At 68.1% G+C, this 26192-nt stretch carries 28 protein-coding genes and 2 pseudogenes; 9 read left to right on the top strand and 21 right to left on the bottom strand.

Features of this window, described 5'->3' with window-relative positions; translation table 11 throughout:
- Positions 1-109: 109 nt before the first annotated feature.
- Positions 110-811 (bottom strand): hemerythrin domain-containing protein, encoded by a 702-nt coding sequence (locus tag C1N81_RS04730; protein ID WP_394427105.1) that lies wholly within the window; start codon positions 809-811, stop codon positions 110-112.
- A 582-nt stretch (positions 812-1393) separates the two neighbouring features.
- On the opposite strand from C1N81_RS04730, the gene C1N81_RS04725 reads away from it, so the two are divergent.
- The 3 genes from C1N81_RS04725 (at position 1394) to C1N81_RS04715 (ending at position 5581) form a co-directional block, all read left to right on the top strand.
- Complete coding sequence (locus C1N81_RS04725) at positions 1394-3442, top strand: hypothetical protein (RefSeq protein WP_394427103.1); 2049 nt, start codon at positions 1394-1396, stop codon at positions 3440-3442.
- A 57-nt stretch (positions 3443-3499) separates the two neighbouring features.
- Positions 3500-4390 (top strand): ricin-type beta-trefoil lectin domain protein, encoded by an 891-nt coding sequence (locus C1N81_RS04720; RefSeq protein WP_394427102.1) that lies wholly within the window; start codon positions 3500-3502, stop codon positions 4388-4390.
- 564 nt (positions 4391-4954) lie between these two features.
- Complete coding sequence (locus tag C1N81_RS04715; protein WP_394427100.1) at positions 4955-5581, top strand: hypothetical protein; 627 nt, start codon at positions 4955-4957, stop codon at positions 5579-5581.
- A gap of 318 nt (positions 5582-5899) precedes the next feature.
- On the opposite strand, the gene C1N81_RS04710 is transcribed toward C1N81_RS04715, so the two are convergent.
- The gene (locus C1N81_RS04710; RefSeq protein WP_394427098.1) at positions 5900-6061 is read right to left on the bottom strand and encodes a hypothetical protein; all 162 of its coding nucleotides are present in this window, start codon (positions 6059-6061) and stop codon (positions 5900-5902) included.
- A gap of 96 nt (positions 6062-6157) precedes the next feature.
- Here C1N81_RS04710 and C1N81_RS04705 point away from each other — a divergent pair.
- Positions 6158-6271: pseudogene (locus C1N81_RS04705) on the top strand (GlsB/YeaQ/YmgE family stress response membrane protein); the annotation flags it as partial.
- A 398-nt stretch (positions 6272-6669) separates the two neighbouring features.
- The gene (locus C1N81_RS04700; protein ID WP_394427096.1) at positions 6670-6993 is read left to right on the top strand and encodes a chaplin; all 324 of its coding nucleotides are present in this window, start codon (positions 6670-6672) and stop codon (positions 6991-6993) included.
- Between the two features lie 677 nt (positions 6994-7670).
- Here the strand turns inward: C1N81_RS04700 and C1N81_RS04695 are convergent.
- From C1N81_RS04695 to C1N81_RS04665, 7 genes are all read right to left on the bottom strand, one after another.
- Positions 7671-8321: a fasciclin domain-containing protein gene (locus C1N81_RS04695; RefSeq protein ID WP_394427094.1), complete on the bottom strand. Its 651-nt coding sequence runs from the start codon at positions 8319-8321 to the stop codon at positions 7671-7673.
- A 268-nt stretch (positions 8322-8589) separates the two neighbouring features.
- Positions 8590-9342, bottom strand: coding sequence for an anti-sigma factor (locus C1N81_RS04690; RefSeq protein ID WP_394427093.1), 753 nt, complete (start codon positions 9340-9342; stop codon positions 8590-8592).
- The gene (locus C1N81_RS04685) at positions 9339-9923 is read right to left on the bottom strand and encodes a sigma-70 family RNA polymerase sigma factor (RefSeq protein WP_394427090.1); all 585 of its coding nucleotides are present in this window, start codon (positions 9921-9923) and stop codon (positions 9339-9341) included. Before C1N81_RS04685 ends, C1N81_RS04690 begins: the two co-directional genes overlap by 4 nt.
- Positions 9924-10049: 126 nt before the next feature.
- Positions 10050-11729, bottom strand: coding sequence for a sulfite oxidase (locus C1N81_RS04680; RefSeq protein ID WP_394427087.1), 1680 nt, complete (start codon positions 11727-11729; stop codon positions 10050-10052).
- Between the two features lie 253 nt (positions 11730-11982).
- A complete protein-coding gene (locus tag C1N81_RS04675) occupies positions 11983-12195 on the bottom strand; it encodes an alpha/beta hydrolase (RefSeq protein ID WP_394427085.1) in 213 nt (70 codons plus the stop codon).
- Positions 12196-12387: 192 nt separating this feature from the next.
- On the bottom strand, positions 12388-12771 hold the full coding sequence (locus tag C1N81_RS04670) for a DUF3592 domain-containing protein (RefSeq protein ID WP_394427083.1): 384 nt from the start codon (positions 12769-12771) through the stop codon (positions 12388-12390).
- A 246-nt stretch (positions 12772-13017) separates the two neighbouring features.
- Complete coding sequence (locus C1N81_RS04665) at positions 13018-13323, bottom strand: ArsR/SmtB family transcription factor (protein WP_394427082.1); 306 nt, start codon at positions 13321-13323, stop codon at positions 13018-13020.
- 56 nt (positions 13324-13379) lie between these two features.
- Between C1N81_RS04665 and C1N81_RS04660 the strand changes: the two genes are divergently transcribed.
- The 3 genes from C1N81_RS04660 (at position 13380) to C1N81_RS04650 (ending at position 15378) form a co-directional block, all read left to right on the top strand.
- Positions 13380-13733 carry a putative quinol monooxygenase gene (locus C1N81_RS04660; RefSeq protein WP_394427080.1) on the top strand — a complete coding sequence of 118 codons (354 nt, stop codon included), beginning with the start codon at positions 13380-13382 and terminating at the stop codon, positions 13731-13733.
- A 646-nt stretch (positions 13734-14379) separates the two neighbouring features.
- Entirely contained in the window at positions 14380-14730 is a 351-nt protein-coding gene (locus C1N81_RS04655) for an STAS domain-containing protein (RefSeq protein ID WP_394427077.1), read from the top strand.
- Between the two features lie 354 nt (positions 14731-15084).
- Positions 15085-15378, top strand: a complete 294-nt coding sequence (locus tag C1N81_RS04650) for a cold-shock protein (RefSeq protein WP_394427075.1) — start codon at positions 15085-15087, stop codon at positions 15376-15378.
- Here the strand turns inward: C1N81_RS04650 and C1N81_RS04645 are convergent.
- The 5 genes from C1N81_RS04645 to C1N81_RS04625 all read right to left on the bottom strand — a co-directional run bounded on the left by C1N81_RS04645 (position 15360) and on the right by C1N81_RS04625 (position 19578).
- Entirely contained in the window at positions 15360-16175 is an 816-nt protein-coding gene (locus tag C1N81_RS04645; RefSeq protein WP_394427073.1) for a hypothetical protein, read from the bottom strand. The genes C1N81_RS04650 and C1N81_RS04645 overlap by 19 nt on opposite strands.
- 47 nt (positions 16176-16222) lie before the next feature.
- Positions 16223-16843 carry a carbonic anhydrase gene (locus C1N81_RS04640; RefSeq protein WP_394427070.1) on the bottom strand — a complete coding sequence of 207 codons (621 nt, stop codon included), beginning with the start codon at positions 16841-16843 and terminating at the stop codon, positions 16223-16225.
- A 501-nt stretch (positions 16844-17344) separates the two neighbouring features.
- Positions 17345-17563 (bottom strand): cold-shock protein, encoded by a 219-nt coding sequence (locus tag C1N81_RS04635; protein ID WP_394427068.1) that lies wholly within the window; start codon positions 17561-17563, stop codon positions 17345-17347.
- An 887-nt stretch (positions 17564-18450) separates the two neighbouring features.
- The gene (locus C1N81_RS04630) at positions 18451-18669 is read right to left on the bottom strand and encodes a cold-shock protein (RefSeq protein WP_394425634.1); all 219 of its coding nucleotides are present in this window, start codon (positions 18667-18669) and stop codon (positions 18451-18453) included.
- 153 nt (positions 18670-18822) lie between these two features.
- Positions 18823-19578 (bottom strand): DUF2637 domain-containing protein, encoded by a 756-nt coding sequence (locus C1N81_RS04625; RefSeq protein WP_394427066.1) that lies wholly within the window; start codon positions 19576-19578, stop codon positions 18823-18825.
- Positions 19579-20145: 567 nt separating this feature from the next.
- Here C1N81_RS04625 and C1N81_RS04620 point away from each other — a divergent pair.
- The gene (locus C1N81_RS04620) at positions 20146-20655 is read left to right on the top strand and encodes a hypothetical protein (RefSeq protein ID WP_394427064.1); all 510 of its coding nucleotides are present in this window, start codon (positions 20146-20148) and stop codon (positions 20653-20655) included.
- Between the two features lie 115 nt (positions 20656-20770).
- Here C1N81_RS04620 and C1N81_RS04615 read toward each other — a convergent pair whose 3' ends face one another.
- The 7 genes and pseudogenes from C1N81_RS04615 to C1N81_RS04585 all read right to left on the bottom strand — a co-directional run bounded on the left by C1N81_RS04615 (position 20771) and on the right by C1N81_RS04585 (position 26186).
- Positions 20771-20995: a hypothetical protein gene (locus C1N81_RS04615; protein ID WP_394427061.1), complete on the bottom strand. Its 225-nt coding sequence runs from the start codon at positions 20993-20995 to the stop codon at positions 20771-20773.
- Positions 20996-21081: 86 nt separating this feature from the next.
- On the bottom strand, positions 21082-21774 hold the full coding sequence (locus C1N81_RS04610) for a GAF and ANTAR domain-containing protein (RefSeq protein WP_394427059.1): 693 nt from the start codon (positions 21772-21774) through the stop codon (positions 21082-21084).
- Positions 21775-22386: 612 nt separating this feature from the next.
- Entirely contained in the window at positions 22387-22746 is a 360-nt protein-coding gene (locus tag C1N81_RS04605) for a hypothetical protein (protein ID WP_394427057.1), read from the bottom strand.
- An 84-nt stretch (positions 22747-22830) separates the two neighbouring features.
- On the bottom strand, positions 22831-23166 hold the full coding sequence (locus tag C1N81_RS04600) for a hypothetical protein (protein WP_394427055.1): 336 nt from the start codon (positions 23164-23166) through the stop codon (positions 22831-22833).
- Positions 23167-24066: 900 nt separating this feature from the next.
- A complete protein-coding gene (locus C1N81_RS04595) occupies positions 24067-24348 on the bottom strand; it encodes an HU family DNA-binding protein (protein ID WP_394427053.1) in 282 nt (93 codons plus the stop codon).
- 443 nt (positions 24349-24791) lie between these two features.
- Positions 24792-25483, bottom strand: a pseudogene (gene lexA / locus C1N81_RS04590) (transcriptional repressor LexA).
- A 175-nt stretch (positions 25484-25658) separates the two neighbouring features.
- Positions 25659-26186 (bottom strand): hypothetical protein, encoded by a 528-nt coding sequence (locus C1N81_RS04585; RefSeq protein ID WP_394427051.1) that lies wholly within the window; start codon positions 26184-26186, stop codon positions 25659-25661.
- Between the last annotated feature and the right edge of the window lie 6 nt (positions 26187-26192).

Genomic DNA, 26192 nt, shown 5'->3' with positions numbered 1-26192 from the left:
ATTTAGCGGCGGTACGGCAGCGGGTTCTGCTCATGTGCTGCCCCCAGTTGGTGGCAATCCGGTGAGCACATGACTGCTGTCTCCGTAACGCCCGTATCCTGCAGCGCCGTCAGGCCGCGGCAGCGAGCTCTCGGCGGTGCCGGGCATATTCCTGCGGGCCGCTGACCGCAAGCTCCGCGAACAGGTCCGGAGGCAGGGTGGCCTCAAGCACCTTGTACAGATCCGGATCCAGATTGTGCAGCAGCATGCCGAAGAACAAGGGGAACTCCTCCGGCTGCAGGTGGGCGATGCCATGCATCCCCACCTCACCCCACTCCGGCGCGCTCAGGTGGGCGTCGATGAGGACGAGCGCGTCGGCTTCCTCGGCTGCCAGGTGCGAGCTCACGACGGGCGTCAGCTCACGCAGCGCGTCCACGACGGCCTCCCGACGCGCCACATCGGGGTTCGCCCGCCAGGACGCGGCTGCATCGGTCAGCGCGGTCAGCCCGCGATCGATCCCCGCATGCTCAGCCCGCATGACGTCCAGCACAGCCGCGGTGTCTGCCGGGGCACGCTCGGCCAGCTTCGGCCAGACAAGCAGGTCCTCACCTTCGTGGTGTACGTGCAGAATTCGGGCGACGAAGTCGATGTGCCGAGCGACGATCTCGACATGCCGACCATCCCCCTCCTCCACGTTCATCACGTACTCGGGAAGCTCGGCCAACTCGCGGCGGAGCATGGCGTGGACGGCGTACATGTCCCGGCTGTCGGCCGGCGCATGGTCGGCGGCGGGCGCAATTCCGGGTGCAGAAGCGGGTACAGGCTCTATCACAGACGCTCCTCAGGTGGCGGCACGGTGCCGTTCACGGCGGACTTGACGGTCCGGCGCAGCGGCGGCGTGGGCGGGCGACTACCCGCGATCGATCGCGGCACACGCCTCCGGTCGGCTTCCGGCGCCACCTCATTTACGCGCGGGCCCCACGCACTGGAGGGAGGAGCCGAACACGCCGTAGGCGTTCATGCCGCACGATGAAAAGTCCCGCAGTTTTCCGCCAAGCACGTCTCTGGCCCGACAAAGCGGTGCACTCTCCCGGCTTCGCTCCGTCTGGCGAGCTGGTCTGCGATCTTGGCAGCGGCGCGCATGTTCCGTTTCCATCGCCCGCCCGGTGTGGGCCAAGCAGTGGACCATTGATCACCGACAGATAGTCACAACGGTCCTACCGCTTTACGTTCCACCGCCGACAACAGCCTGTCGGAGAACTCGTCGCTGGTGATCGGAGCCGCTGCCCGTTTCTGTCCGTAACGGGAACGCCTGTAGCCAAGATGTTTGCCGTTACATACTATCTTCGACCTCGCGTAAGGTACTTGATCACTGACGACTCCGGTGGAATCGAGCGGAACGACGGACACAACGATGCAGAGGCCCCCCACGCCCACGCGCGTCGACTCCCACGGGAACGCCCTGGTCGCTCTGCGGCGACGAGTGTTCACCGGGCGGGTCGCCGAGCTGCGGCTGCTGCGTGAGCTGTTGCTCAGCGAGGAGCGCGGCAGTTTCGTCGTGTGGCTGCACGGCATGGGCGGCCTTGGCAAGACGGCGCTGCTGCACCGCTTCGCCGACGACGTGGAGGCCCAGGGGCTGACCAGCCGCACGGTCGACCTGCGGCGCACCGAGCCGAGCCCGGAGGCCTTCCGGGCGGCCCTCGACGCGCAGGCCCCGCTGGACGAGGCGAGTGTGCTGCTGATTGATTCGGGGGAGTCGCTCGGCCCGCTGGAGCAGTGGCTGCGGGACGTCTTTTTGCCGAGTATGCCCACACATCTGCTGGTGGTCGTCGCGGGTCGGCACCCTCCTGCCGCGGAGTGGCGCACCGACGCCCAGTGGTGGCACGCGTTGCGCAGTGTGGAGCTCCAGGGCATGGACGACGCCGAGGCCGCCGTGCTGCTGCGCAACCGGGATGTGCCCGAATCGGCGATCCCGGGCATCGTCCGGGCAGGATACGGGCTTCCGCTGGCGCTCGTCCTCCTCGCCGACGCCCACATAGGTCAGGAAGAGACGGCCGGACTCCCGCGCCAGTGGGAGCTGCGCGATCTGCCCGAAGTCGTACGCGAACTGCTGCGCCTCTCCCTGCGCGAACTGCCGACCCTGGCCCAGGCCGACGCTCTGCATGTTCTGGCGCTCGCCGCCGTCACCACCGAGGAACTGGTGCGCAACGCCCTGGACGTGTCGCCCACCGAGGCCCGCCAGCTCTGCCGGTGGCTGCGGGAGCTGCCGTTCGTGCGCACCACACCCGACGGTCTGGTCCCGCACGAGCTGATGCGCGAGGCGCTCGTGGCGGACCTGCGCTGGCGGGGGACCGAGGGGTTCGAGCAGCTCGTCCACCGGATCGGCGGGCACTACGCGGAGCGGCTGGCGCAGGGCACCGGCGACCGCTGGGCGTCCGGCGTCGGTCTCGCCGCCCTGGCGCGGGTCAACCGCGCGGTGCGGACGGCGACCGACTGGCGGGGCGTGGCCCGTTTCCGGCTGCGCACGGCACGCGCGGACGAGCGCGACGAGGTGCTGGAGCTGCTGCGCGCCGAGCACGGGGAGGGCGCCGCCGAGCTGGCGGCCCAGTGGTGGGACCACCAGCCCGCGGCCTTCACGGTCACGGAGGACCGGCGCCGTCTCGTCGCCGTGCTCGTCGCGCCCACGCTGGAGGGCGACGGCCCGCACATACCCGACGACCCGGTGGCGCTTGCGGCGCTCGACGCGGTGCGGGCCGGCTCCCCGCTGCGGCGCACGGAGCGGCTGCTGCTGGCGCGCTGGAGCTGCGGCAACGCACCGGCGAACCTTGCCGCGCTCGTCACCCTGTGGGCCACGACGCCTGGTATTGCCGTGAGTTGGACGGTCGCAGCGCCGGAGGACCGTGAGCTGTCCGCGCTGCTGGCGCTGTGCCGCCACCGCGCGACGCCGGTCCCCGACGGCGGGGGCGGGGCGCTCGTGTCGTATGCGCAGGACTGGCGGATCGAATCCTTTCCGTGCTGGATGGCCGCGCTGCGGACGCGGCTGCCGGCCGACGAACCGGGCGCGGCGCACGTCGCCGAGGCCGAGCCGACGCCCGCGCCCCTGCCCTGGCCCGGGTTCGCGGAGGCGGTGAAGCAGGCTTTTCGGAGTGTGGGGGCCGGGGACACCGGGGAGCTCGCCGAGAACGCGTTGCTGACCACGCGGCTTGTCCAGCCGGGGGCGGACGCGACGGCGTTGCGCACGGTCCTCGATCAGACCGTCGAGCGGCTGCGCACGGCGCCGGGGACCGCACAACTGGGGGCGGTCCTGGAGATCACGTATCTGAGCGGGCCGCGGAGCCAGCAGGCCGCCGCGAGCCGTCTCGGACTCTCCTTCAGTACGTATCGGCGAAGGCTGTCGGCCGCGCTGACCAAGGCGGCCGAACTGCTGCGGGAGCGCGACCTGTACGGCGGGGTCGTGAGGTAGGGCCCGGTGGGCGGGTCCGTGCGAATTGGCTATTTCTCTGTGAGTTGAGGACATGCGGTGAGTGATTCCGAGCAGGACGACACGAAGCGACGGCAGCGGGCGCGGTTCGTCGAGGCGCTGACGACCAGTGCCCAGCAGCCGGGCGAGCGCTCCCGGGCCGGGGTGCGGATCGCGGGGGCCGTGGCGGTCCTGGCGCTGATCGCGGGCGGCACCATGGGGATCGGCGCGTGGCGCAGTCACCAGGCGGACGAGAACGCCAAGAAGGAGAAGATCGCGGCGCAGCAGGCGGCGGCGGAGCGGAAGCTGACCGAGGCGCCGAGTCCCACTCCGACGAAGACCGTGAAGCCGTCGCCGAAGGAGTCGCCCAAGCCGACGACGCAGGCGCCGCGCATCGAGCCGGTCGCCCCGCCCGTGACGCGGTCGCCGTCGCCGACGCCGACGGTCAAGAAGGAAGTGAAGAAGGCGGTCGTGCCGGCCGTCACCGACCGGTCGAGGGTGCTGCTGAAGAACGTCGCCACCGGCATGTGCGCCGATGTCCCGTACTACGGGCCCGGCAAGGTCGGCGAGCCGGTCAACCATTACTTCTGTGACGGCTCCGACGGCGACAACCAGTTGTGGAACATGCGGGTCCACGTCGGGGACACCGGTCCCGGTGGGAAGAAGCTCGTCATCTTCAGCAACGTCAAGGACGGTCTCTGCCTGGACATGCCCGACCGCGGCCCCAAGCCGGTCGGCACCACGATAAAGGAGGCCGGTTGCCACAACAGCATGGACGACAACCAGCTGTGGTGGCTGGAGCCGTCCGGCGCCGATGTCTTCAAGATCCACAACGTGCTGAGCAACGACCAGTGCCTCCAGTCGCAGGGCCAGGCCGTCAAGAAGCCGAACCAGCGGCTCATCATCGGCTCGTGCGCCGAGAGCGACGCGCGATGGCAGTTGCTGGGCTGAGCCCACACCGTCACGGAAGGGCCCAGTTGCTCACGCAAGAGAGTTCGGCGCCATATCAGAGCTGGTCGAGCCATCAGACCTGTCCACGGCCTGAAGGCTCGACTGCTCCCTACCCCTTGGCAGAGGCGGGCCACTCCCAGGAGCGAATGGGCAGGCAACCGCCCCCACATCGTGGTCTGAACGAGGGCTGCGCTCCTCTCCAAGCGCTCCAACCTGAGCGCGCTGCGACCATTCTCCGTACCTAAGAGGTTGTTGTCTTTCCGTGCATGATGACTGCGTTTCCGCTGTTCATTGGCAGGAGTGACGTCCGGGCGGGAGTCATAGATCGTCGTTTCGTCGCTCCCGTGGAGGTCGCGGATGATTACGGTCGGCGCCTCTCCAGAGAACGGCCATAACTAACCTTCGAATGAAAGACGCTGTCCAGTAGGGGAATTGTGTCCGTACTCGACAGCACACCGGTGCTGGTAAATGACTGCACTCGGGGTAGAGCTGACAGTGCTATTCGAAAGCAGGCCCCCGGTCACCGCAGCGCCAACGCGGTACCGGACAGACGAGGGAGCGAGCATGAGTGGCGCCATAGAGTCCGCCTACGACAAGACCCCGCTGCCGGAGTCCGACGAGTCGGACGACGGTTCGGAGAAGAGCGCCGACTACGGCAAGGATCTCAGCAGCCTCGTCCCGGAGGACAAGGTCGCGTGGACGACCGCCCCCTCCTTCAACGAAGATCCCCAGGACGTCGGCGACGGCGGCAGCGGACCGGACATGAAGGAACCGGGTCCGCCTTCGGGTGACCTCGCCGTGGACCTCGCCTCGCTGCGCACCGCCGAGGCATCCATGCTCGTGGAGGCGCGGGCGATGGTCGCCAAGTACGAGGAGGTACGCGCGCACGTCGCCTCCGTGAAGGACACCGTCTTCGGGCAGACCGCGAAGGACAAGGCCGACAACGGGGAGGGGCACACGAGTCTCTCCAGCGGCTACAAACCCCCGGCCGAGGACTCCGACAACCCCTTCGCCCCGGCGGGCCGCGAGTTCGCCGCCGAGATGAACCCGGCGATGGAGCGCGCACTGCTCCAGGTCGGCTCGGCCCTGGAGAAGGTCGGCGAGTACATCGCCCTGCTCAACCACTCGGGGCAGGTCTACGCGCACACGGACCGCGAGTCGCGCTTTCCCACTCCGCCCGGCAACGCCTGAGTTCCAAGGGGGGCTGTCAAACGAGCGGCTCTTCCAAGATTTTCGTAGGCGTTGATCGTCTGAGCGATTGGCAGCATGACTCTGATGCCGGTGCCAGGCTGGTTGAACGCGACCGGGTACATCACCTAAGACTGGAACAACAGGGTCTCCCTGCCTCGAGTTGGCTTCGCAACTCTCGTGCTGCACCGGAGGCCCTGTTTTCATGCGCCCACCCGGCCAAGATCACCCGACCAGGGGTCCCGTTCGATCAGAACCGCTCCCATGGTCGATAGGAATACGGCTTCTAAGTTCGCCTATTACGGCCTGTGCGGGGTCGGCCTATGCCGTGGGGCGGATGACGATGTCGACGTTCGACGACTGCTCGATCGCGTAGGCGGCAGTGCGGGCGATGCCGTCGGGGACGAGGGAAAAGTTGGCCACTGAGGTCTGCGACTTGACGGCGGGGCTGGTGACCACCACCTTCAGGGGTCCGCTGCGCATGCCGGGGCGTGCATGGCACCGGTGACACGGCGCTCGAGATGTCGCTAGAAGCACAGGACCCGAATTTGTGAGCGATGAGGCGGAGCACACACATATGTCGACTCCATCGACGGCTTCTTCGAGTTGTCGACCTGAATCGCCGCCATCGTCGGCTCGCTGGTCCTGTTGGCCCTGTACCGCCTCATCACCGGAAACGGGCACCACGCCTGACAGCCCCTCATCACTTCACCAGACGGCTCCCCTTTCGGAAGAGGGGAGCCGTCTTCGGCTTTGCTGCGGAAAGGAGTCCGAGGCCGAGTGGGTCCTCCCGGTGGTGACCATCTGGGCGGTGTCCGGCCACATCCGCGGCACGCAGACACACGTACCCCATTGACGCCACCGTCACCGAACGGGCCGTCCTCGACCCCCTGCTGCCTGAGCCAGCCTTCCAGTCGCCGACCGCAGGCCGCCCGGAGAAGCACCCCGGCGGGCAGGTGGTCCGGACGAGTGAACTGGTGCTGTGCGGCCAATCCAGTTGCCCCGTGTGTTCCGGATGGCCAGTGAGAAGTGGACTGCTTCTTGTTCTCGTCCGAGGGGCGAGGACTGGGTGAGTGAGTGAGGAATGTGTCATGTCTCGTGTGCTGAAGAGTGCGGCGATCGCGGTGGCCCTCAGCGGTTCGGTTCTGGCCGGGGCGGGCGCGGCGTCCGCGGACGCCGGTGCTCAGGGCGCCGCAGTGGGTTCGCCGGGCGTACTGTCCGGCAATCTCGTCCAGGTCCCGGTTCATGTCCCGGTCAACGTGTGCGGCAACACCGTGAACGTCATCGGTCTGCTCAACCCGGCCTTCGGCAACAGCTGCGCCAACGGCTCGGCCAACTGGGGCGGGCACGCCTGGGATGAGAGCCACATGGGCCACCACGGATCGAGGAACCACAGCGGTCACATGGGCATGTGAAAGTAGCGCGTCGTCCTACAGGTACTGATGGCTGATCCACTCGCGGTCTGCCAGCGTAGTACGCATCCCTGGTGCCGCGCGATCACTCGGCGCCAGGGATGCTGCACACACGCGCAACGCATGATGAAGCCGTTTCCGGTGGCGGGTCCGGTGCGTCGTGTGGGACGGGGATACACGGCTGTGGTGCGGGGCGGTCCCCTGAGTGGTGGACACGCTGATGCTGGAGCGGCTTGATCTGGAGGAAGCGAGAAGACGGCCGGTGGCGATGAAGGACGACCCGGACAAGTTGAAGGCCGATGCCGAGGCCTGTACGAGCCCGCACCCGGGGCGACCTACAAAAGCATCGCCGTCGACCTGGGCATCAACCGGGCCTCCCTGCCTCTCACGGATGTTGCTCCAGTTCGACGCTTAGCGCGCTCGCTGCGGCCCAGGGACGGCATGCCTGCTGCGAATGCCCCTGAACGAAGGAGACGGGGAAGGCGGGCGAGAGGGATGGTGACTGCATCTGCGCATCGCCGTCCGCCTCGCCCGCCGGACGCAACCGTCGGGAGGCCGCCGCTCACACCCTCCCGAACACTCCCCGCCCCCGCCGGCCTGCCATTCAACGTGGCAGGGGCGCGGGGAGCGCCGCAGATTTCACGTGTTACCTCTGCTCGGTTGCGTCAGCTCGCAGTCCGTCAGTTCTTGGGCATGAGGACGGAGTCGATGATGTAGACGTTGGCGTTGGCGGTCTTGACGTTTCCGCAGACCACGTTCGCACTGTCGTTGACCTTGTAGGACTCGCCCGAGCCTGACGTCATCACCTTCGACTTCTCCAGCGTGTCGAAGGAGCCGTTCTCCAGGTCCTTGGGCGCGAGCTTCTGGCCCACGACGTGGTAAGTGAGGATCTTGGTGAGCTGGGCCTTGTCGTTGAGTACCTTGTCCAGGTCGGCCTTCGGGATCTTGGCGAAGGCGTCGTTGGTCGGCGCGAACACGGTGATGTCATTGGCATTGTTAAGGGTGTCCACCAGGCCGGCCTTCTTCACGGCGGTGACCAGGGTGGACAGGGCCGGGTTGTTGGACGCCGCGGTCGCGACCGGGTCCTTGGCCATACCGTCGAAGGAGCCTGCACCATCCTTCGGCACCGACGCACACGCCGAACCGAAGGGCTTGTCGGAATCAGTCATGTCGTCCGAGGGGCTGGCCATGTCCGAGCCCTTCGAGGCGGCGGCCGACGAACTGTCGGACGCCTTGTCCTTGGAGTCGCTGTCGGAGCACGCGGTCAGGGCCAGCGGCAACATCGCGGCGGCAGCAACAGCGACAGCAACACGACGGACTCGAGTCTGCATGACAATCCCTCAGCGATCAGATCCGTGGAGGCCATTCGCCTCCATCGCACGGAATCCGGAGCAACGGGCACAGCGGATTGGTCGCTTCCCGAAAAAGTGAGCTGTCTGCACGCTTCCTGGTGGCGCATCCCGGGCCAGACGTCAACGCGCGCGGAGGGAGTCGCCTTTACGGGCCCAGGCTGGGCGCCCGCGACGGCGCGGGGAGCATCACAACCGTAGTACTCCCCGCGCCATCCGGCCTACGGGCTCCGGGCTCCGGGCTGAGCTGTCAGGCCGGCAGGGCCATCGTCGCCAGGGGCGGGCTGGTCGGCTGGTGTGAGCCACCGGCGGGCTCCAGCGTGATGCCGACTGCGGTGGCTTCGCCCGTACGGCCGTTCATGAGCACGCTCTGATTCGCGCGTGAGGCGTCCATCAGACCAGCCGGGCGCATGTGGCCGCCGTCGGCGAACCACAGCTGGTACACCTTGCCCTTTGGGGGGGCTGCCATGTGAGATGCGATGAACACGGCCTTGCCGCTGCTCTGCGAGACAACCACGGAACCGAGCGATCCACCACCCAGGGATGCCGAGGCAGTCTTGACATCAGGTGCGGCGAGAACTGCGGTGATGTCGTCGGTCTGCTCCCGTACGACCTCGGCCCGCTGTCGGGCGGCGGCGGCTTGCTGGTGCTGCCATACGGTAGTAGCGCCGAGCGTGGCGATACCTGCCGTGCAGGCAGCCAGAGTCCACCGCACTGTCCTACCGCGCTGTGTTCTCGTCGGAGGCGCGTTGACTTGTGCGCCAGGGGGCTCCTGGCGAACCTGACTGATGTGCCGCAGCACCTGTGACTTCAGGTGTTGCGGTGCGCGGCTCGTCGCGGCCAGCGCGAGACGTCCGGCGGTGGCGGAGAACTCCCGCACCTCCAGCGCGCACGATGCACAACGGGCCATGTGCGCCTCGAACGCCCCGCGTTCATCGTCGTCGAGTGCATCGAGCGCGTACGCGCCTGTCAGCGTGTGCAAGTCGTTCATGTCCACGGTCATGCCGTCACCCCCAAGCAGTCACGGAGCCGGATGAGCCCGTCCCGCAGCCGCGTCTTGATCGTGCCCAAAGGCGCCGACAGTTCTTCAGCGACCTCCTTATAAGTCAGGCCCTGGTAGTACGCGAGCGTGACCGACTGACGCTGAATTTCAGTGAGCGAACGCAGACACCGGCGCAGTTCTTCTCGCTCCTGCTGTGCCTGGACCTGCTCGGACACCTCGTCGAACTCCGGAGTCCGGTCGAGCAGAGCGGCCCGGTGATCGCGAGCGGCCGCGGACTCTACGGAGCGGATGCGGTCGACGGTGCGCCGGTGGGCCAACGTGAGGATCCAGTTGAGCACCGACCCGCGCTCCGCACGGTAGCGGGCGGCCGTGCGCCACACCTCGACCCACACCTCTTGGGCGACTTCCTCGGCCTGGGCATGGTCGCGCAACACCTTGTGGACCAGCCCGAAAACCGAATGGCAGGCGGCGTCGTAGAGGGTGGCGAACGCTTCCTGGTCTCCCGCGCCGACCTGGCTGATGAGCGTGGGCAGGTCGGGGCCGTGCGCTGGGTTGGGGACGATCGAGATGCTCTCCGTCATGCGCCGCCTTCCGGATACCGCTGGAAAGCGGTGTGAACTGGGTGACCACACCAGTAACCGATGCGCGGCCGGCCCGATCACCGTTAGGGTCATCTTCGTCGCTTTCTGCTCCTTCTCCTGAGCGATCTAGTCGACGGTGACGACGACGGAGTGCCAGCCGGACGCTCCGTCGGGGATCGTCGGCGTGCGCTTGTCGGTCTGTGTCTGACCGGTGCGGTCCGTGGCTCGCACGGTCAGCGTGTGACCGCCTTTGGTGGCAGACCACTCGTAGGACCATTGCCGCCATGTGTCGCGGGTGTCCTCCGCGGCCAGGCGTGCCTCCTGCCATGGTCCGTCGTCGACTCGTACCTCGACCTTGTCAATCCCGCGGTGCTGCGCCCACGCCACGCCCGCCACCATGACCATGCCCGCCTTGGGACGTCCGAACGGTTTTGGAGTATCGATGCGCGACTCGGTCTTGATCGGCGCCTTCTGCGCCCAGTCCCGCTTGACCCAGTAGGAGTCGTAGGCATCGAAGGTGGTCAGTTCGATGTCTTTGATCCACTTACATGCAGATACATACCCGTACAGTCCGGGCACGAGCATGCGGACCGGGAAGCCGTGTTCAAAGGGCAGCGGCTGGCCGTTCATGCCGACGGCGAGCATCGCGTCGCGGCCGTCCATCACATCCTCGACAGGGCTGCCAATGGTCATCCCGTCCACCGACCGCGCCACCAGCTGATCCGCTGGACCGCCCTGCGAGGGGGGCTTCACCCCGCACTCCTTGAGAAGGTCGGCCAGGCGGACGCCGATCCAGCGTGCGTTGCCGACGTAGGGGCCGCCGACCTCATTGGACACACAGGTGAGGGTGATGTTCCGCTCGATCAACGGCATCTTCAACAAGTCGTCGAAGGACAGCGTTCGTCCACGCGTCACCCCTTTTCCGTGGATGCGCAGCTGCCAGGAGGTGGCGTCGACCCTGGGCACCACGAGCGCGGTGTCGACGCGGTAGAAGTCGCCGTTGGGCGTCAAATACGGGCTGATGTCCTTGATCCGCAGCGCGGCGCCCTTGGGCACGGCAGCGGCCCTCGACGACGGGGCGGGCAGTACAACGTCCTTGCGGGAGGCGACGGCGTTCTGGGCCTGGGATCCGTTCAGCGCACGGCCCGCCAGACCTGCACCAGTGGAGGCCGCCGCGGCGGCGGTCGCGGCCAGGATGAAGCCCCGCCGATCCCATCCTGACTCCTGCACTTCGTTCCTCGCACCGGTGAGAGTCGTGCTCTCCACTGACGCGCCGGCTGCCGTCGAGGCGGCCTCCGCCGTCCCCGTCTGCTCGTGCGGTTGATCGGCCGACGCGCGGAAGATTCGAAGCCGCCCAGCCAGCCAGTACAAGAGCGCGGCACCGACCACGGCTCCCACCACGGACGGCAACGCGTCGCTGACACTCGTCGAGTCGGGCCGACTCGTGGCAGCCACGGCGCCCACCACACCAAAAGCCAGCACGCCGGCCGAACCGATCACCCGCCAGCGGGCGGCCACCGCACCGAGGACCAGAGCGAGGACAGTCAACACAGCGAGGATGCCGAGCTCGAGAACGAGTTTGTCGTTCGTGCCGAAATGCCTGATCGCCCAGTCCTTCACCCCTGGAGGCGTGCGGTCGATCGCCGCCCCGCCGACCGCGATGACCGGCCCCGATTCCGGCCGCACGGCCGCAGAGACCAGTTCGGCCACAGCGATGGCCGCGTAGCCTGCAAGGACGCCACTCAGGGCTCCGAGCGACAGACGTTTGATGCCGCGTAGCGGCTGGGGGCCCATGTGGTCATCCATGACCGGAATCCGTCCTGGAGGCGTACGCGGATTGGTCCTTCACACCGTTGGGTTAGAGCCAGTCCCCGTCGGCTTGCCGCCGTCCGCCATGCCGCACGCCGCTCCGGACACGATGCAAACGGGGTGGGCCGGCCTCGGGCACCGGTGCCGTTTTGCGTCATCGAACCGGCTGCGCGGCAGGGCAGTGCGTGTCGTGTGCGGGGCGCTTCCCTGTGACCAGGTAGTCGTTCACGCAGGCGTTGGCACCCGACAGTTAGGCCACGTGACCACCCTGGTCGATTGTGATCATCCGGGCCCGTTCGCCGAGGGCCCGACGCGTGCGGAGCGCCCCGGACAGCGGGGTCGCCGGATCGCGAAGGTTTTGCGCCACGTCGGAGGGTCCCCGGTTGTGATCCTCACCTTCGGCTCCGCGGGGGGCGAGCCAGAAGGCACACGGCCGCATGTTGGCGGTGAACGCGCCGTACATCGGGTGGCGTATGCGATCGACCGTGACGTTATGCCGGTAGGTCGCGAGGTCCGTCGGCCAGCGGAAGTCGCCGCAGATAACCCCGGGGTAGGCGGCGGGGTAATTGTCGCTGTACGCGCCGCCAGCGGGGTCAGCGGAACCGTCGCTCAGGATGTTCCGCTCATTCCGGCCGGGCCGGGGCGAGAAACGAGCTCAGGCGAAGGTCCACAGGGAGGTCGCTCCGAGAGTCAAGATCATCCCGAGTAGCACGAGAAACCCACCGTCCGTGCGCCACCAGGCAGTGGTGAACGCCTTCGTAGTCATGGCACGCCCCGGCCTGCCCGGATCGTAGACGAGCGCGACCGGGTCTCCGTGCTCCTCGCTGTCGATCTCCGAGAAGTCCACAGTGATGTGTCTCTTCGTGCCGAGCTGGTCCGCGTAGTGAATGACAACGTTGAGTGAGCCGGTCCCGACGCTCGCGCTTCCACGCTCCCCCACAACGGGTTTGCCGTGCCGCTTCAAGGCATACCTCGGCACCATCATCAAGAGCCCGATCGCCGCAGCGACGACGGCGGGCGAATAAAAGAGAACGGCCATGACACGGCCCCTTCCCACTCGGGTGGCCTCTGCCGTCCTACCGGAGTATCGAGACGCGACCCACGCTGGCGCGGTGGGTAGGAGCCCGAGAGGAGAGACGCACAGTACGCCCCGTCACGCCACAGCGCCCAAGGGGGCGGTGACCGACTCGACCGTGCCCTCGAGCATCACCCCGCCCGGGGCCGAGCCCGCGGAGCGGGCCACGGCACTCGGTCCGCAGCTCCAGCACCGGGAGCGACCGCCGGATCATGAGATGGTTTCGCCTTCACTCCGTCGGCTCAGTTCCGCCACGAGGAGCTCCAGCAGACCAGGACAGCCCTCCTCAATTTCTGTCCTGCGCAGCCTCAGTGCGCTTCCGTTACCGCGATTGCGCTGCGCTACCAAACCCGCCTCCCGCAGAACGCGAAAGTGGTGAGTGCGGGTGGCCTTCTTCACCGGCAGGTCGAACGACCCGCAAGCGCGCTCCCTGTCCTCGGGATCGGTAGCGAGTTCGGCAACCACCTTGCGCCGGGAATCGTCTGCAAGCGCGGCGAACACTTTTCCGAGTTCCACGACTCTCCTCCAGGTATGGCTTGTATCGTACCTCGGGACGCCTTACCGTCGCAGGTATGGAACTCGTCATACCTTCGGGGAGTGGCCCCATCGGCATCTACGGATTCGCCCGCCCCCGCCCGGAGCGAGCCGAGGAGCTGGCCCGTCTGCTGCTCTCGTTCGTCGAGCCGACCCGTAGAGAGCCCGGATCCTGGCATTACCAAGTGCACCGCGATGCCGCCGACCCCACCACACTGGTCTTCTACGAGCTGTGGCGCTCCCGGGCTGATCTACGCAACCACCTGGCCCAGCCCTACCTTGCCCAGTTCCAGGAGACTCGCATGGACTACCTACGTGAGGATCTGGAGATCCACTGGCTGACTCCGCTCATCGCAGACGCTTCGCCCCTGCCCCTGCAGCAGCTCGCGTAGCGCAATCCCTCTAGACACGCGGACCACCAATGCAGCAACCCGTGAATCCTTCCCGGCCAAGGATCTTCGGCCTCCTGCGCTGCTGCCCGAGACGATGGCCACGTCAACGCCAAGATCCGGCGCGCCCGTGACCTGTTCACCTGCACCCACGCCGGCATCGGCGCCGCTGTCAACATCCAACACCGCGCCCTGGCCGGCCGACGAAACAGCCACTGACACCGGCCGGGAAGGACCGGTACGGCGTGCAGAGGTGGGACCTGGCCAAGGACTGACGTGAAGTTCACCAACCGGGCAACACGGCCCGCCGGGCCCGGCCCACACCACGGCGTCTGCAGCAGGTCTCCTAGTCCAGCTTCCCTGACCGCCGCGCCACCCTGCGGCTGGCCCGGCCCGAGCTCGGCGGTGTGGGCCAGGGGCCCTGCCGGGGTACAGCATCGGCGCGCGGCGGCGCCTGTCAGCAGCTTGGCGTCCGGACTCCAGCAGGCCGTTCCCCTGTCCTCAAGGTATTGGCGGATGCCGGACTCGAGTTCGTTGGCTGGACAGCGTCGGGCAGCACTGTTCGCGGTCGGTGCTGCCCCGGCCGCATGTATGCCCGATCCTGAAGCGACGACAAGCGTGCTCTGCGGGCCCAGAAAGAACGGAAACCGTGTCGGAAAAGACAGCTGGTCATCTGGCGGTCACTCCCCGCGTGGAGGGCGGGGCGACTGTCCTTGAGGTGCGTGGCGAGATCGACTACGAGACGGGCGGGCCCCTGCAGGCGGCGCTCGCGTCGGCCTGTGCGGGGACTGCCCCTCAATGTGTGGTGGACCTGGGTGGCGTGGCGTTCCTGGACTCCAGCGGCCTGAGCATTCTCCTGGCCGCATACGGCCGCGCCACCGCGGCTGGCGGCTGGTTGCGTCTGGCCCGGGTGAGCCCTCCTGTGCTGCGCGTGCTGACCATCGTCGGGCTGGACTCCGTCGTCCCCATCTACCCCACCATGCAGGCTGCCCTCGCCTGACCCGCTTCGGCGAGGGGTGTATGTCCGGCCGGAAGCCCGCCCGCTGCGGCCTGCGCCCAGCCCGCAGCTCCAGCGCCGGGGCTACCGTGGTCCCCGACCGCCGCTTCCCGCCCTCTACGAAGGCCATCGCACCGCCGCGCGTTTCTACTGGCCGTCGAGATCCAGCATGGGTTCTTGCCCACCGCTTCTTCTTTCGGGGCGGCCAGTTCGCCGCGCCCGCCGCTGTGGCGCAGACCGGACAGGGCCGGCCTCGACCACGGCATATAGACCCTCGCCACCAGGCAGACAGTCCATACTGCGCTGCCGGAAGCGGGCCCAACTCGTCAACGCCGACCACTCTTTAAGGAGTCCGTCGTGGCCCGTGGCACGGTGAAGTGGTTCAACTCCGAGCGGGGGTGCGGCTTCATCGTCCTGGAGAGCAACGACACCGACGTCTTCGTCGCCGCTGAAGCCGTCCCGGACAGGTTGCCCCTCATAGAGGGCGAAGCGGTCACCTTCAATATCGCTGACGGACCCCGGCGGCCGGTGGCCGAGGACGTCATGCGCCTGGATCAGGAAGCCGGGTCGACGCCCGGGCAGTCAGCAGCATCGTCTCGTGGCCCAGGGCGCTGTTCTGGTGTGCTCGGAGGTCAGGCTCCGCGGGGGTGACGCATGGCTTGGCGGGCAACCCATTCGATGTTGCTGGTCAGCGCTTCATCCGGGGTTTGCAGTGGAAGCGTTTCCGAGGTGGTGGCGAGGAGTTGGGCCACGGCTGCCAGGACGTCGGTGTCGATGTCCAGGTTGTGTGTGTCAGCTGCTGCAGTGAGGAGGCCGGGCAGCGCCGTCAGAGAGTCGGCAAGCGCCGGCTTGCGGATCACCTGCGGTGGATCTTGTGGCAGCGTGCCACGGGCATCGTCGTACGCTCCTACGAGGTCGACCACGATGTTGGCGCTGGCAGCAACTCGGCCCAGCGGGAAGGCCGGGGCATCGGCGTTCTTCCAGAAAATGAGGTCGAAGATGCCGACGGCGACGAGGAGGGGTCCGAGTTCGGCAAGCTGGTCGCTGCCGGCCAGAAGTACGGAGCTTTGTCCGGCCGGGCGTTCTGTCCTGCGCAGTGCGTTCAGGACTTGCGCTGCCACAGTGACCGCTCGCAGGTTGTCGTCGGTGACGACCAGCAGATTCTCGTCGTGCAGGACCTGGCGCAGGGCTTCAGGGCAGCCTGGGCTGGTGTGCAGGAGGAGGCAGGCGAGCGGACCGCGTGGTGCGGCGGCCCGCACCGCCGCGGGCGCTTCAGCGAGGTTGCCGGGGCTCAGGGATACAGCAACGGCGTCGATCCCGGCGATGTCTCGCAGCCAATGCACGCAGTCCTTGAGTGGCTCAGCTGCTTCGTTGTGGTCGTCGTTGCTGATCACGGCGACTGTGCCCGCGAACGGGGAGCCGGTCGCGTCAGCCGCCGGATCGGTCATGAGTTACTCCGTGAAGAAAAGGGGGTGTGCGGCTGCAGTCCGGCGGTCTAGTCGAGGAGTCCCTGGCTGGCAACCCGGTTGACGGTGCCTTCGGTGAGTCGGTAGGAGAGGCCCACGACGGCGCAGCGCCCCTCTGCCACTTGCCGGGCCAGCGGTACGGAGCGTTGCACGAGACCGTCGACGGAGCGGCGGATGTGCTCGTCGACGAACTGGTCGACCTCGGTGGCTCCTGTGGCACGAGCCGCGAGGACGCTGGGCATGACGCGCTCGACCACGTCGCCCACGTAGCCGGACGGCTCGACGCCGTTGCGCTGCGCTTCGGCGGCGGCGGTGACGGCGCCGCAGGAGTCGTGGCCGAGGACCACGACGAGGGGGGCGCCGAGAACGGTGACGCCGTACTCGATGCTTCCCAGGACCTCGGGGCCCGCCACGTGACCGGCCGTGCGCACTACGAACAGGTCACCGAGACCGCGGTCGAAGATGATCTCTGCGGCCAGCCGGGAGTCCGAGCAGCCGAACAGCACCGCGAAGGGGCGCTGCTGGGCGTATTCGGAACGCCGTTCCGCGCCCTGGTTGGGGTGCAGGAGGTTTCCCCGGACGAACCGATCATTTCCCTCCAGCAGAGCGGCGAACGCTTCAGCAGGCGATGACGATGCGACGTTAGGCATGTTTGACAACCTACCGGACCTGCAGAAAGGAGCGGTTGGCGCCCCGTGATGGGCAACGTGCGGCGCGTCACTGATGATGCAACGCCTGTATGTGGAGGACAGCAAGATGTCCTCTGGTCCTAAAGGATCTGCATGCGAGGAGACCGAGGGGGTCATCGCTGGGTTTCCGGGCTCGGCGCACTGGCCGGAGAAGTGCCCCTGTGCGCGATCCAGGTCGTGCATTTATGCCTCAGGGGTGATCAGGCAGAGGTCGTCGACGAACACGCCCGGCACAGCCAGCCGACCCTGCTCTGCCGATGCACATGCGGTATCGGGCTGGGGAGAGCCCTCATGTCCGGCCGGCCCCGGGGGGTTGAGGACCGGGGCCGGCCGGAGGCGGCCGTGCACCCGCCGCTCATCACATCAACGACACCCGCGCGCCCCGGTCACATCACCGTCATCGCGTGGTTGACGTCGCGTCAATTCCTGGGAGCGGGACGAGCACAGGCCGGGATACCGCCGTCAGTAGGAGGCCTGCCCCGCCCGGACGATGTTGTCGGCCTGGGGGCCCTTCTGGCCCTGCGTGATGTCGAAGGTGACCTTCTCACCCTCGAGGAGCTCGCGGTAGCCGTTGCCGGAGATGGCGGAGTAGTGGGCGAAGACGTCCGGGCCTCCCCCGTCCTGCTCGATGAAGCCGAAGCCCTTCTCACTGTTGAACCACTTCACGGTGCCGCTGGCCATACCTGCATCCTTCACATCAGCCGGAGCTGCCCACATCCGGGCAGCGGGAAGCCGGCGTCCAGGAGCGCTCCGGACGGAGCACTTCGCCGCTACCGACGACCCCTGCAATGGCGCCTGTTATGCGGCCCCGGCCCTGGTGACAGAACGGGAAGCGGTAGCCGGGCGCCGCACACCGGGCCCAACCAGAGCGGCGTACGACACCCGGCGCCTGCCAGGCGAGCGGTTCAACGCGACGACAGGGTCCAGGTCACGAGCAGCATGTGCCCACGGTTCGTGAAGCATAGCCGCGCTCCGTCGTACCTGCGGATCGGTGTGCCTGGAGGGCCAAGAAGGCCCCGCATACCGCACCCGGGGGCGAGAGCCGCAGCACCGCTACCTGGCGGCGCAGATCAGGACCGGCCCGGCCTGCCGGTCTCGCACGCCCGGCCGCGGCCGTCAATCGCCCATCACCTTGGGGGCTGTGGGATGCCAGCCACCGCTCCAGGAGGAGCGGGACGGAGTCCGTCAGTACCAACAGCCTGGCGCCTGGGCCGTACGGCGTACCGCAGCGGCGCGTCTGCTCGCCGCCAAAGGGGGTCCTGCCGCAATATTGGAGCCGTCGCGGCAGCCTTTCCACGCTCGGGCTTGTCGCTTCCACCCGGCGGGCCGGGCCCGGAGACACGCCATGCCCGGCCCGCCCTCCACACGCGAGCTGGCCTGGGGCCTGATGCCCGGCCGGCCCCGGGGTTCGAGGACCGGGGCCAGCCGGAGTCGGCGTGCACCCGCCATTCATCACATCAACGACGCATACGCTGCCCGGTCACGATGCAAGCAGCACGCGGTTGGCGTTTCGGTAACGCTCTTTGCCAGGGCCGGACTGGGGCTGCTACCTGGCCTGCGTGCCCCGGTCAGTGGGCGGCTTGCCCCGCCCGGACGATGTTGTCGGCCTGGGGGCCCTTCTGGCCCTGCGTGATGTCGAAGGTGACCTTCTCGCCCTCGAGGAGCTCGCGGTAGCCGTTGCCGGAGATGGCGGAGTAGTGGGCGAAGACGTCCGGGCCTCCCCCGTCCTGCTCGATGAAGCCGAAGCCCTTCTCACTGTTGAACCACTTCACGGTGCCGCTGGCCATACCTGCGTCCTTCACATCAGCCGGAGCTGCCCACATCCGGGCAGCGGGAACTCGGCGTCCAGGAGCGCTCCGGACGGAGCACTTCGCCGCCATCCTGCCCCGACCGGCCCGCCCCCGCTTCGTCCGACGGCCCGGTTCGACAGCTTGGTCATGTCACGGAGGCTTGGGAGCTCGTCGTTGCCGGGGTACGGAGCGGGTGCGGTGACGCGAGCGGGTCTGGCGCGGGGGGCGGCTCAGGGTGATCTGGCGCATGAGCTGGTGGAAACAGGCCAGGGCCGCAACGGCGGGCAGGGCGGCGGTGGCGGCGTCCAGCGGATGGGGGGCGGCCTGGGTGATGCACAGCGCCATCGCGACGAGTGAGGATAGCAGCACCACTGCCCAGGAGTGGGCTGCGCGGCGCCGGTGCAGGCCGGCTCTCAGCACGGACAGGGAGGCGACGGTCCAGGGTCCGTAGACCAGCAGCGGCCAGGCGTCGGTCGAGAACGGGTCCGTGTGGCGCACGGCCACTTCGCGCAGGGGCTGGTAGCTGACGACGCCGCTGAGGATGCATACACCGCAGACAAGAGCGGCTGCGGCTGCGGCGATCAGCAAGCTGGTCAGCCGCAGCAGCCCTCCCGGCAGGCGGTAGCGCGGGCGACGGCGCCGCGGACGAGTCCGGCGAGGTAACCCAACCTGCCGCACGGGGCTGAGGTCAGCGGCGTTGACGCCTCCGGCCGCGGCTTCTTCGCCGTCGGCGCCACTGCCAGCATGGTCCGCGAGTTCGGGGGATGTGTTTGCGGCATCCGGAATGGGCTCGACCTGCTCTGGCGGGTCCAAGAGCGCGTGGGTCTCCTCGATGGCCTCGCCCAGCAGGTGGGCCAGTTCCTCGGTCGGATCCCAGTACACGGCCGGCGGTTCCAGAGCGGACACCGCCTGGCCCCATGGCGTGGACGGCCGGGCCGGTTCCGCCTTGGCACTGGCGGGGCTGGGGATGAAGGACCGGCGGTGGCGGCCAGGCAGGTCATGCACGCCGTGCCCACGCCGCCGGCACAGCAGCAGGGCGCTCGTACCGTTCGCCGTAGGCACTCTCCAAGTCAGTGAGCCGGGCCAGGAGTTCGAGCAGCGGGCCGGCAGAGTGCCGCACGTCAACAACGCGTCCGCCAGGTTGCGACATCACCGGCGCGGCATCGGGGCTTGGCGGTGTAAAAAACCAGACACCCATGCGAATCGGAGCAGTCCGACTGAAGAATGCATCCACGGCGACACCTTCCGCAGAATCACTCTTTTGCGCAGTTTTCATGCTGCACCCAACCGGACCCCGGGGCAGAAAGGTGCGCGGCATTCGAGTGGCTGTCAATACATACAGGCAGCCCTTCACTTCAATGGCGTGGGGCTGCAGGCGGGCTCCGCGTCGATTCCCGGCCATATACAGCAAGTTGAGGGGTGGCTTGTCACGTTCGTATGACGCGTGTAGAGCGGCGGGGTTAGCGTCGGTTCATGGACGGGCAGCAATGGCTGGCCGCCTGCCACCCCAGCCCCCGGCAGGCGCAGGAACAGTGGGAACAACCGCCGTATCTAACGGTGTTCCCGTGCGGGGCGCGCTTCGATGTCGTGTGCCTGACCCAGCCGCTCGCGCTGAACCTGCTGTGGGAGATGGGCGATGAAGCCCGGGCGGTGCCGGTGCTGGAGTATCACCTGGTGCCACGCCCGGTCTTCTACCTGCTGGCCGAGGTAGGGATCACCGCGTATCTGCAGCCCCTGGAAGAAGCCGCTGTGCTCACAGCGGGAGACGTCTTCCCAGCGCCCTCCCCCGCGGCAGGATCCAGCGGCCTGCACCATCATTCCCGGATCTGGCGCACCGCCCCCGACGGCAGCGGTCGCCTGGCCACGGCGGACAGTCTGCAGGCCGCCTACCAGCACGCCTGTGACAAGGAACGCCAGGAAGCACGCGTCCGCTCCGCCCGCACCGTGTTCTGGGGCACCCGCCAGGCGCGTCCCAAGCGCTGACCGCCTGACCCGCTGAGACCTGCGTGAAGGACCCACAGCCCGTCACGAGAGTCGCTCTTGACGCCAAGGCGCCCCTTGGGAATGACCGACACCCTCTGCAACACCCACGGGGACGTCACATGACGCCGAATTCATGAGGGGGGCGGCCACACCACTGCACCCACTCCGGATCGTCCAGAACAGCCTCGGGATCCGCGACGCCTGCACCCTCGAGAAAGACGACCAAGTCGTGATCGCTGTAGGCGGTGCCAAGGACCTGGTCCCACCCGTCGCTGCGCACCGTGACCCGCCGGCCGCCCGAGGAGGACGGCCAGTGCACGACGAACAGCGTTTCCCTCACATCCCCAGCTTCACCCGCTCTGCTGCGGCACGCGAGCCGCAGCAGACCGGGGCGAGGGCCGCGGCACCGCTGTCTGGCGGCGAAGGTCAGGGCTGGCCCAGCCCGCCGGTGTCGCACACCAGGCGGGCGATATCGCGGAGTTTGATGTTCTTCTCCTGCGAGTAGCGGCGCAGGACGTCGAAGGCCTGGTCCTCGGTGACGTGGTGGCGCGCCATGAGGATCCCCATGGCTTCGCCGATGTGGTGGCGGGTGGTGATGGCCTGTTCCATCTGGGCGTGGGTGCGGGCGCTGGCGAGGGCGACCGCGGCGTGAGAGGCCAGGAGCCAGCCGGCGGCCTCGCCGACGTCGGTGAAGGCGCCGGGCCGGCGGGAGTAGAAGTTGAGGGCGCCGTAGTCCTCGTCGTCGGTGTACAGCAGGAAGCCCATCATGCTGCCGATCCCCAGGCGGTGGGCCTGAGGGACGAAGTGGGGCCAGCGTGGCTCTTCACCGAGGTCGCGGATGCGGTAGACGCGCTCGCCATCGGTTCGCCGGGCCGCGTCGAAGCAGGGGCCCTCGCCGAGCTGGGTCTGGAGCCGGTCGCACTCCACCACGCGCGCTTCGGTGGGGGCCAGGGTGCGGGCTTGGTTGTTCTCCAGAAGGAGGATGCCGGCCGCATCGCAGCCCCCGACCAGGTCGTGGGCGGACTCGGTGATCTGTTTCAGGGTGGCATCCACCGTCGGCTGAGCCAGCAGCGTGCGGGCCATCGACGCCATCTGCTCGGCAAACCCCTGCCAGTCCATCTCGCTCCTCCCAGCGGGTTGGGCCCGGTGTGCGGCGGCCCTTTGCCACCGGTCAGCTACGGGCGGACCAGACGGGGCAGTCCCCCGCGTGCAGGGTGGTGACCACGACGGTACTGCCGAAGAATCCGCGAACCTGCTCGACGGTGCAGCACGTGTGCGGCCGCGGCAGCGCGGGACGCGGCCGCACCACCTCAGGCACCACCTCGGCAACGGTGAAGGACGGCTCCGCAGGAGGAAGCCGGCGCCCGCGCCGGCGCCGCCGCGCCCGGCCGACCGCCACTCTCGTGTACTGAGCCACATCCACAAGGCCTCCCCACTCGCCGAGGACCACGTGCGGGTCCACACAGCAGAGCCCACACCATGGCACACCAGCTATCCCCAAAGGTGACAACCGCGTGGTTCCGGGTAGTTTTCGATTGTGGATCGCATCCGGCGCCGACACTGGAAGGGTCCACCCGCTCCCAGAGCACCCGCCGTCCTCCCGCTGGCCGGGCGCTCGTGGTCGAGGCGGGTAGGCCGCGCCATCTCGGGGATAACGGACGGCGCGGCCAGCCTGCCCTCAAGTGGGAGTTCGAGGGGCTGTTGGGCCTGGCGTGGACTTGGAGCGCCGTCTCACGCGCAGATCAAGACCAGGCGCAGGGTGGGGATCTGGTCCCATCCCTGGCTGGCGCACCGTTCAGCGAGGGCGAGTTCCGGTGCGGCCTTGAGGTACAGGGTTTGTGGCGGGCGGAGGCCGCCGGCCAGGGCGACGAAGGTGTGCAGGATGCCGTCGGAGAGAGAGGCGAGGCGGCGGCAGTCGATGGTGACCTCGTCGGCGGCGCGCATGCAGGCGTTCACCGCCTCAGTGAGCGGTTCGTGGTGAGCGAGGCGTGGCTCACCCTCCAGGCGCAGACGTACCCCGCCGGTGTCGTGGAGCGGGGTGATCGTTAAGTGGTCGTCGATGAAGAAGCCGGGCAGCACAAAAGCCTGCAAGCAGAGCCGGAATGGATCTGCGGTAGGCGGAGGGTGGGGCGGGGGTTCCTGCTGCCTCCCGCGACAGCGGGAACCCCCGCCAGGTCACGCCTCGTGCAGGCGCAGGGAGGGCAGTTCGTCCCAGCCGCGCTCCCGCAGGCGCTCGGGCAGGCGCAGTTCGGGTCCGGCCTGCAGGCACAGGAATTGGGTCGGGCGTAGGGCGCGGGCCAGACCGACCAGGGTGGCCAGAGCACTGTTGGACAGGTAAGTCACCTGGACGAGGTCGACCGTGACCTCCACGGCCCGCTTCGCGCAGTCGGCCACCGCGGTGGCCAGCGGCACTTGGTGCGCCCCGACCACCTCACCGAACAGGCGCACCCCCTGCTCGTGCCGCAGGGGTGTGATCAGGCACAGGTCGTCGACGAAGAAGGTGGCGCGCACGGCCGGATCCCCGCTTTCGCGGACAGGGCACCACTGCGCGGGCGAGTGACGGGAGGCCGGCAGACACGCGGGAAGGGCGACTGCGGGTTCACGGCAGACGGGCGATGCGGTGCGTATAAAGCGGGCGACACGGTCCCGCACGGCAGCCGCTGGCGCAGGGGACCCGTCCCGGCGGGCCCGAGAGATCGCCGAATCAGCGCCCGCCGCGCTAACGACGAGGCATCTTCACGGACTGCCCAACACGCTACTCCCCCACGCGTACGCCCCGAAAGGCCGCCCAGGGGTGCAGAACCAGCCCTTCGCCAAGCACCAGACGGCACCGCCACCGTCAGCCCCTGCAAACGAGCACGGCACCGTGGACTAGCCGAAAAACGACCGCGTTTTCCGGATAAGGCGCCCTGGTGATCTCCGGACCGTTGTAGGTAGAAAGAACGCTGCAACACCGCAGAGACCACACAACCCTGCACGTTGTCCACGCCGCCCCACCCGCACCGGTGCCGCGGAAGGGACGCCGAGCCCAGCCCCCGCCCCGGCGTGCCGCCCATACCCGCGTCCCTCCCGCCGTTCGAGCACGTCCAGGAGGCCGCGCGCCGCTCGGCATACGAGCAATCGCGCAGGTCCCTGCCGGCAATGCCGGAGCATCGAACGCGGCATACGAGGCGGGGTAGCGGCGCATCAAGTCGGCCAGGCGCCGACCGCGGGCCGCAGCGCGCGCACTCACCGAGCCGAAGTCAGTCGCACCGTCACGCCTGACCAGTTCGCCATCGAGGACAGTGTCAGACGGGAGCTCCACCGCGGCCGGTCAGCTTCGCACGCGTGCGCCCCGCCTCGGCCAGGGGCGGCACAGAAGAACCATCGCCTTCCTGGCCGAAGCCATCCCTCTCCCAGGACCGCGTGGGCTCACTTGCCCTTGGCGGCCTCCTTGAGCTTCGAGCCGGCGGAGACCTTGACGCTGTAACCGGCCGGGATCGTCATGGCCTCGCCCGAAGCAGGGTTACGGCCTTCCCGGGCAGCGCGGTGCGTGCGCTCGAAGGACAGGAAACCGGGGATGGTCACCTTCTCCTCCCCCTTGCCGACAACCTCACCCACCGTTTCGGCGAAGGCCGCCAGAACAGCATCGGCATCCTTACGGCTCACCTGGGCTCGCTCAGCCAGAGCAGCAACCAATTCAGTACGGGTCATCTCAAAACTCCACAGGACTCAAGGGAAGAAGCCCCGGCCCCTGGACGGGGGCGGGATCAAAGTCCCCATACTGCCAGCCACCATCGACAAACCCGCTTCTGACCGGCTCACCTGCCACGCATCGCGTCGGCCCATGCCGATAGCAACTCGGTGTACTCCCGGCGCTGCTCCTCACTGAGAAGGCCGCCTCTGTGCATCATCAGCGCGCGGATGCGCGCGTTTAAATCTCCCGCCGACCGGTCCCCCGCCGGTTCCTGCTGTGTCACCGACATCCGCTGACAATAGCGCTCCGCAGGGAAGCTTTGGGCAAAGCTCCACCTGTAATTAGATCGGCCCCACGGAGGTTCCCATGGGCTCCAACCGCCCCTTCTGACACAGCGGTAGCGTCCGGGGAGACAACGGTGAGAGCGCGGTTCCTTGTGCTTCCCGCCCGGGAATGCTCGCTAGAGGGCGCGCAGGACGGTGACGACTTTGCCGACGATCTGCGCATCGTCTCCGGCCAGGGGCCTGTAATTTCGGTTCCGGGGGACAAGCCAGGCGTGGCCCGCAGCGTCCCGCTGGAACTGCTTCACCGTGGCCTCGCCGTCCAGCAGGGCAGCGACGATGTCGCCGGGCTCAGCCGTCTGCTGACGGCGGACCACGACCGTGTGGCCGTCACAGATGGCTGCTTCCACCATGCTCTGGCCAGCACCTTCAGCGCGATGAGGTCGCCCTCGCCGACGAGGAGCCGGGGCAGCGGGTAGGTGTCCTCGACCATTTCCTCGGCGAGGATGGGTGCGCCGGCCGCGATCCGGCCGACCACCGGCACCGCCACCGTCTCGGCAACGGATTCGACCAATTCGCGAGCGGGGCCGTGCTCGGGTGCGGCTTCCTGGCGGGCGAGGCAGTACGCGCGGGGCCGGTAGGGATCCTTCCGCAGCACCCCCTTGAGCTCCAGCGCACGGAGCTGGTGCGCGACGCTGGACGTACTGGACAGGCCGACCTCCAGCCCGATCTCCCGCATCGACGGGGGATATCCCCGGCGCTCCACCGATTCGGCGATGCAGGCGACCACGGCCCGCTGGCGGCCGGTCAGCCCGTCAGAACCCGTGCGGACGCCGGGAGGCCGTCCCGGCAGGGCGTGGGTGGTGCTCATGGTGTCCCCCTTGCGATCTTGCGTAAAGGGACCGTAACCCCACCAACCACCAAATAGAACACCATTTCGACTCACGGTCGGCCGGGGGTGCTCACACCGCTTTACCGCCAGCGTTCACGCGAGCGGTGGGGCCCCTGCACGTACGGGCCCTTTCTGAAGGCTTGTTTCGGCGCTGTCAGCCTGCCTCTGAAGCCTTACGTGGTGACTGGGACTTCTGCCGCTGTCGGACCGTGCTGCCGGCGCGGGCGATTTCCCCGATCCACTTGCGGTCATAGGGGGTGTGAACGGACAGCTCCTCCGGGCTCACGCCCGCTGTGTAGTGCCTGATGATCTCCGCGTGGATGAGCGGGCGTGTTTCGTCAATTGCGGCGCTGGCTCTCTGCAAGTCCTGTGTGAGCCGGTCGAGTTCGGTGAGGGCTGCTGCCTGCTCGGTCGGCTTGTAGGTGGGTGTCGGTCCGGTGGCGTTGGGCCCCTTGAGCGGGGGCACGGGGGGCGTGGCCTGGCGGCCGAGCGCCCCGATCCAGACACGGTCGTAGGGGGTGTGCTGGGCGATCGCTCCGGGCCTGGCGTTGCGTGCCCGCAGGTGGCGGACGATGGCCTCGTGCAGGGCCTGGCGCGTTTTCTCCTGCTCCTCTTCCGCTTCCCGGTAGGTGGCGCTGAGGCTGGCCAGACGAGCGAAGGCGCGAGGACTGGTGGAGGTCATACCCGA

The organism is Streptomyces sp. SGAir0957, assembly GCF_043523415.1.
The sequence above is the reverse complement of the archived record's forward strand: the minus strand, read 5'-3'. Positions and strand labels throughout refer to the sequence as shown.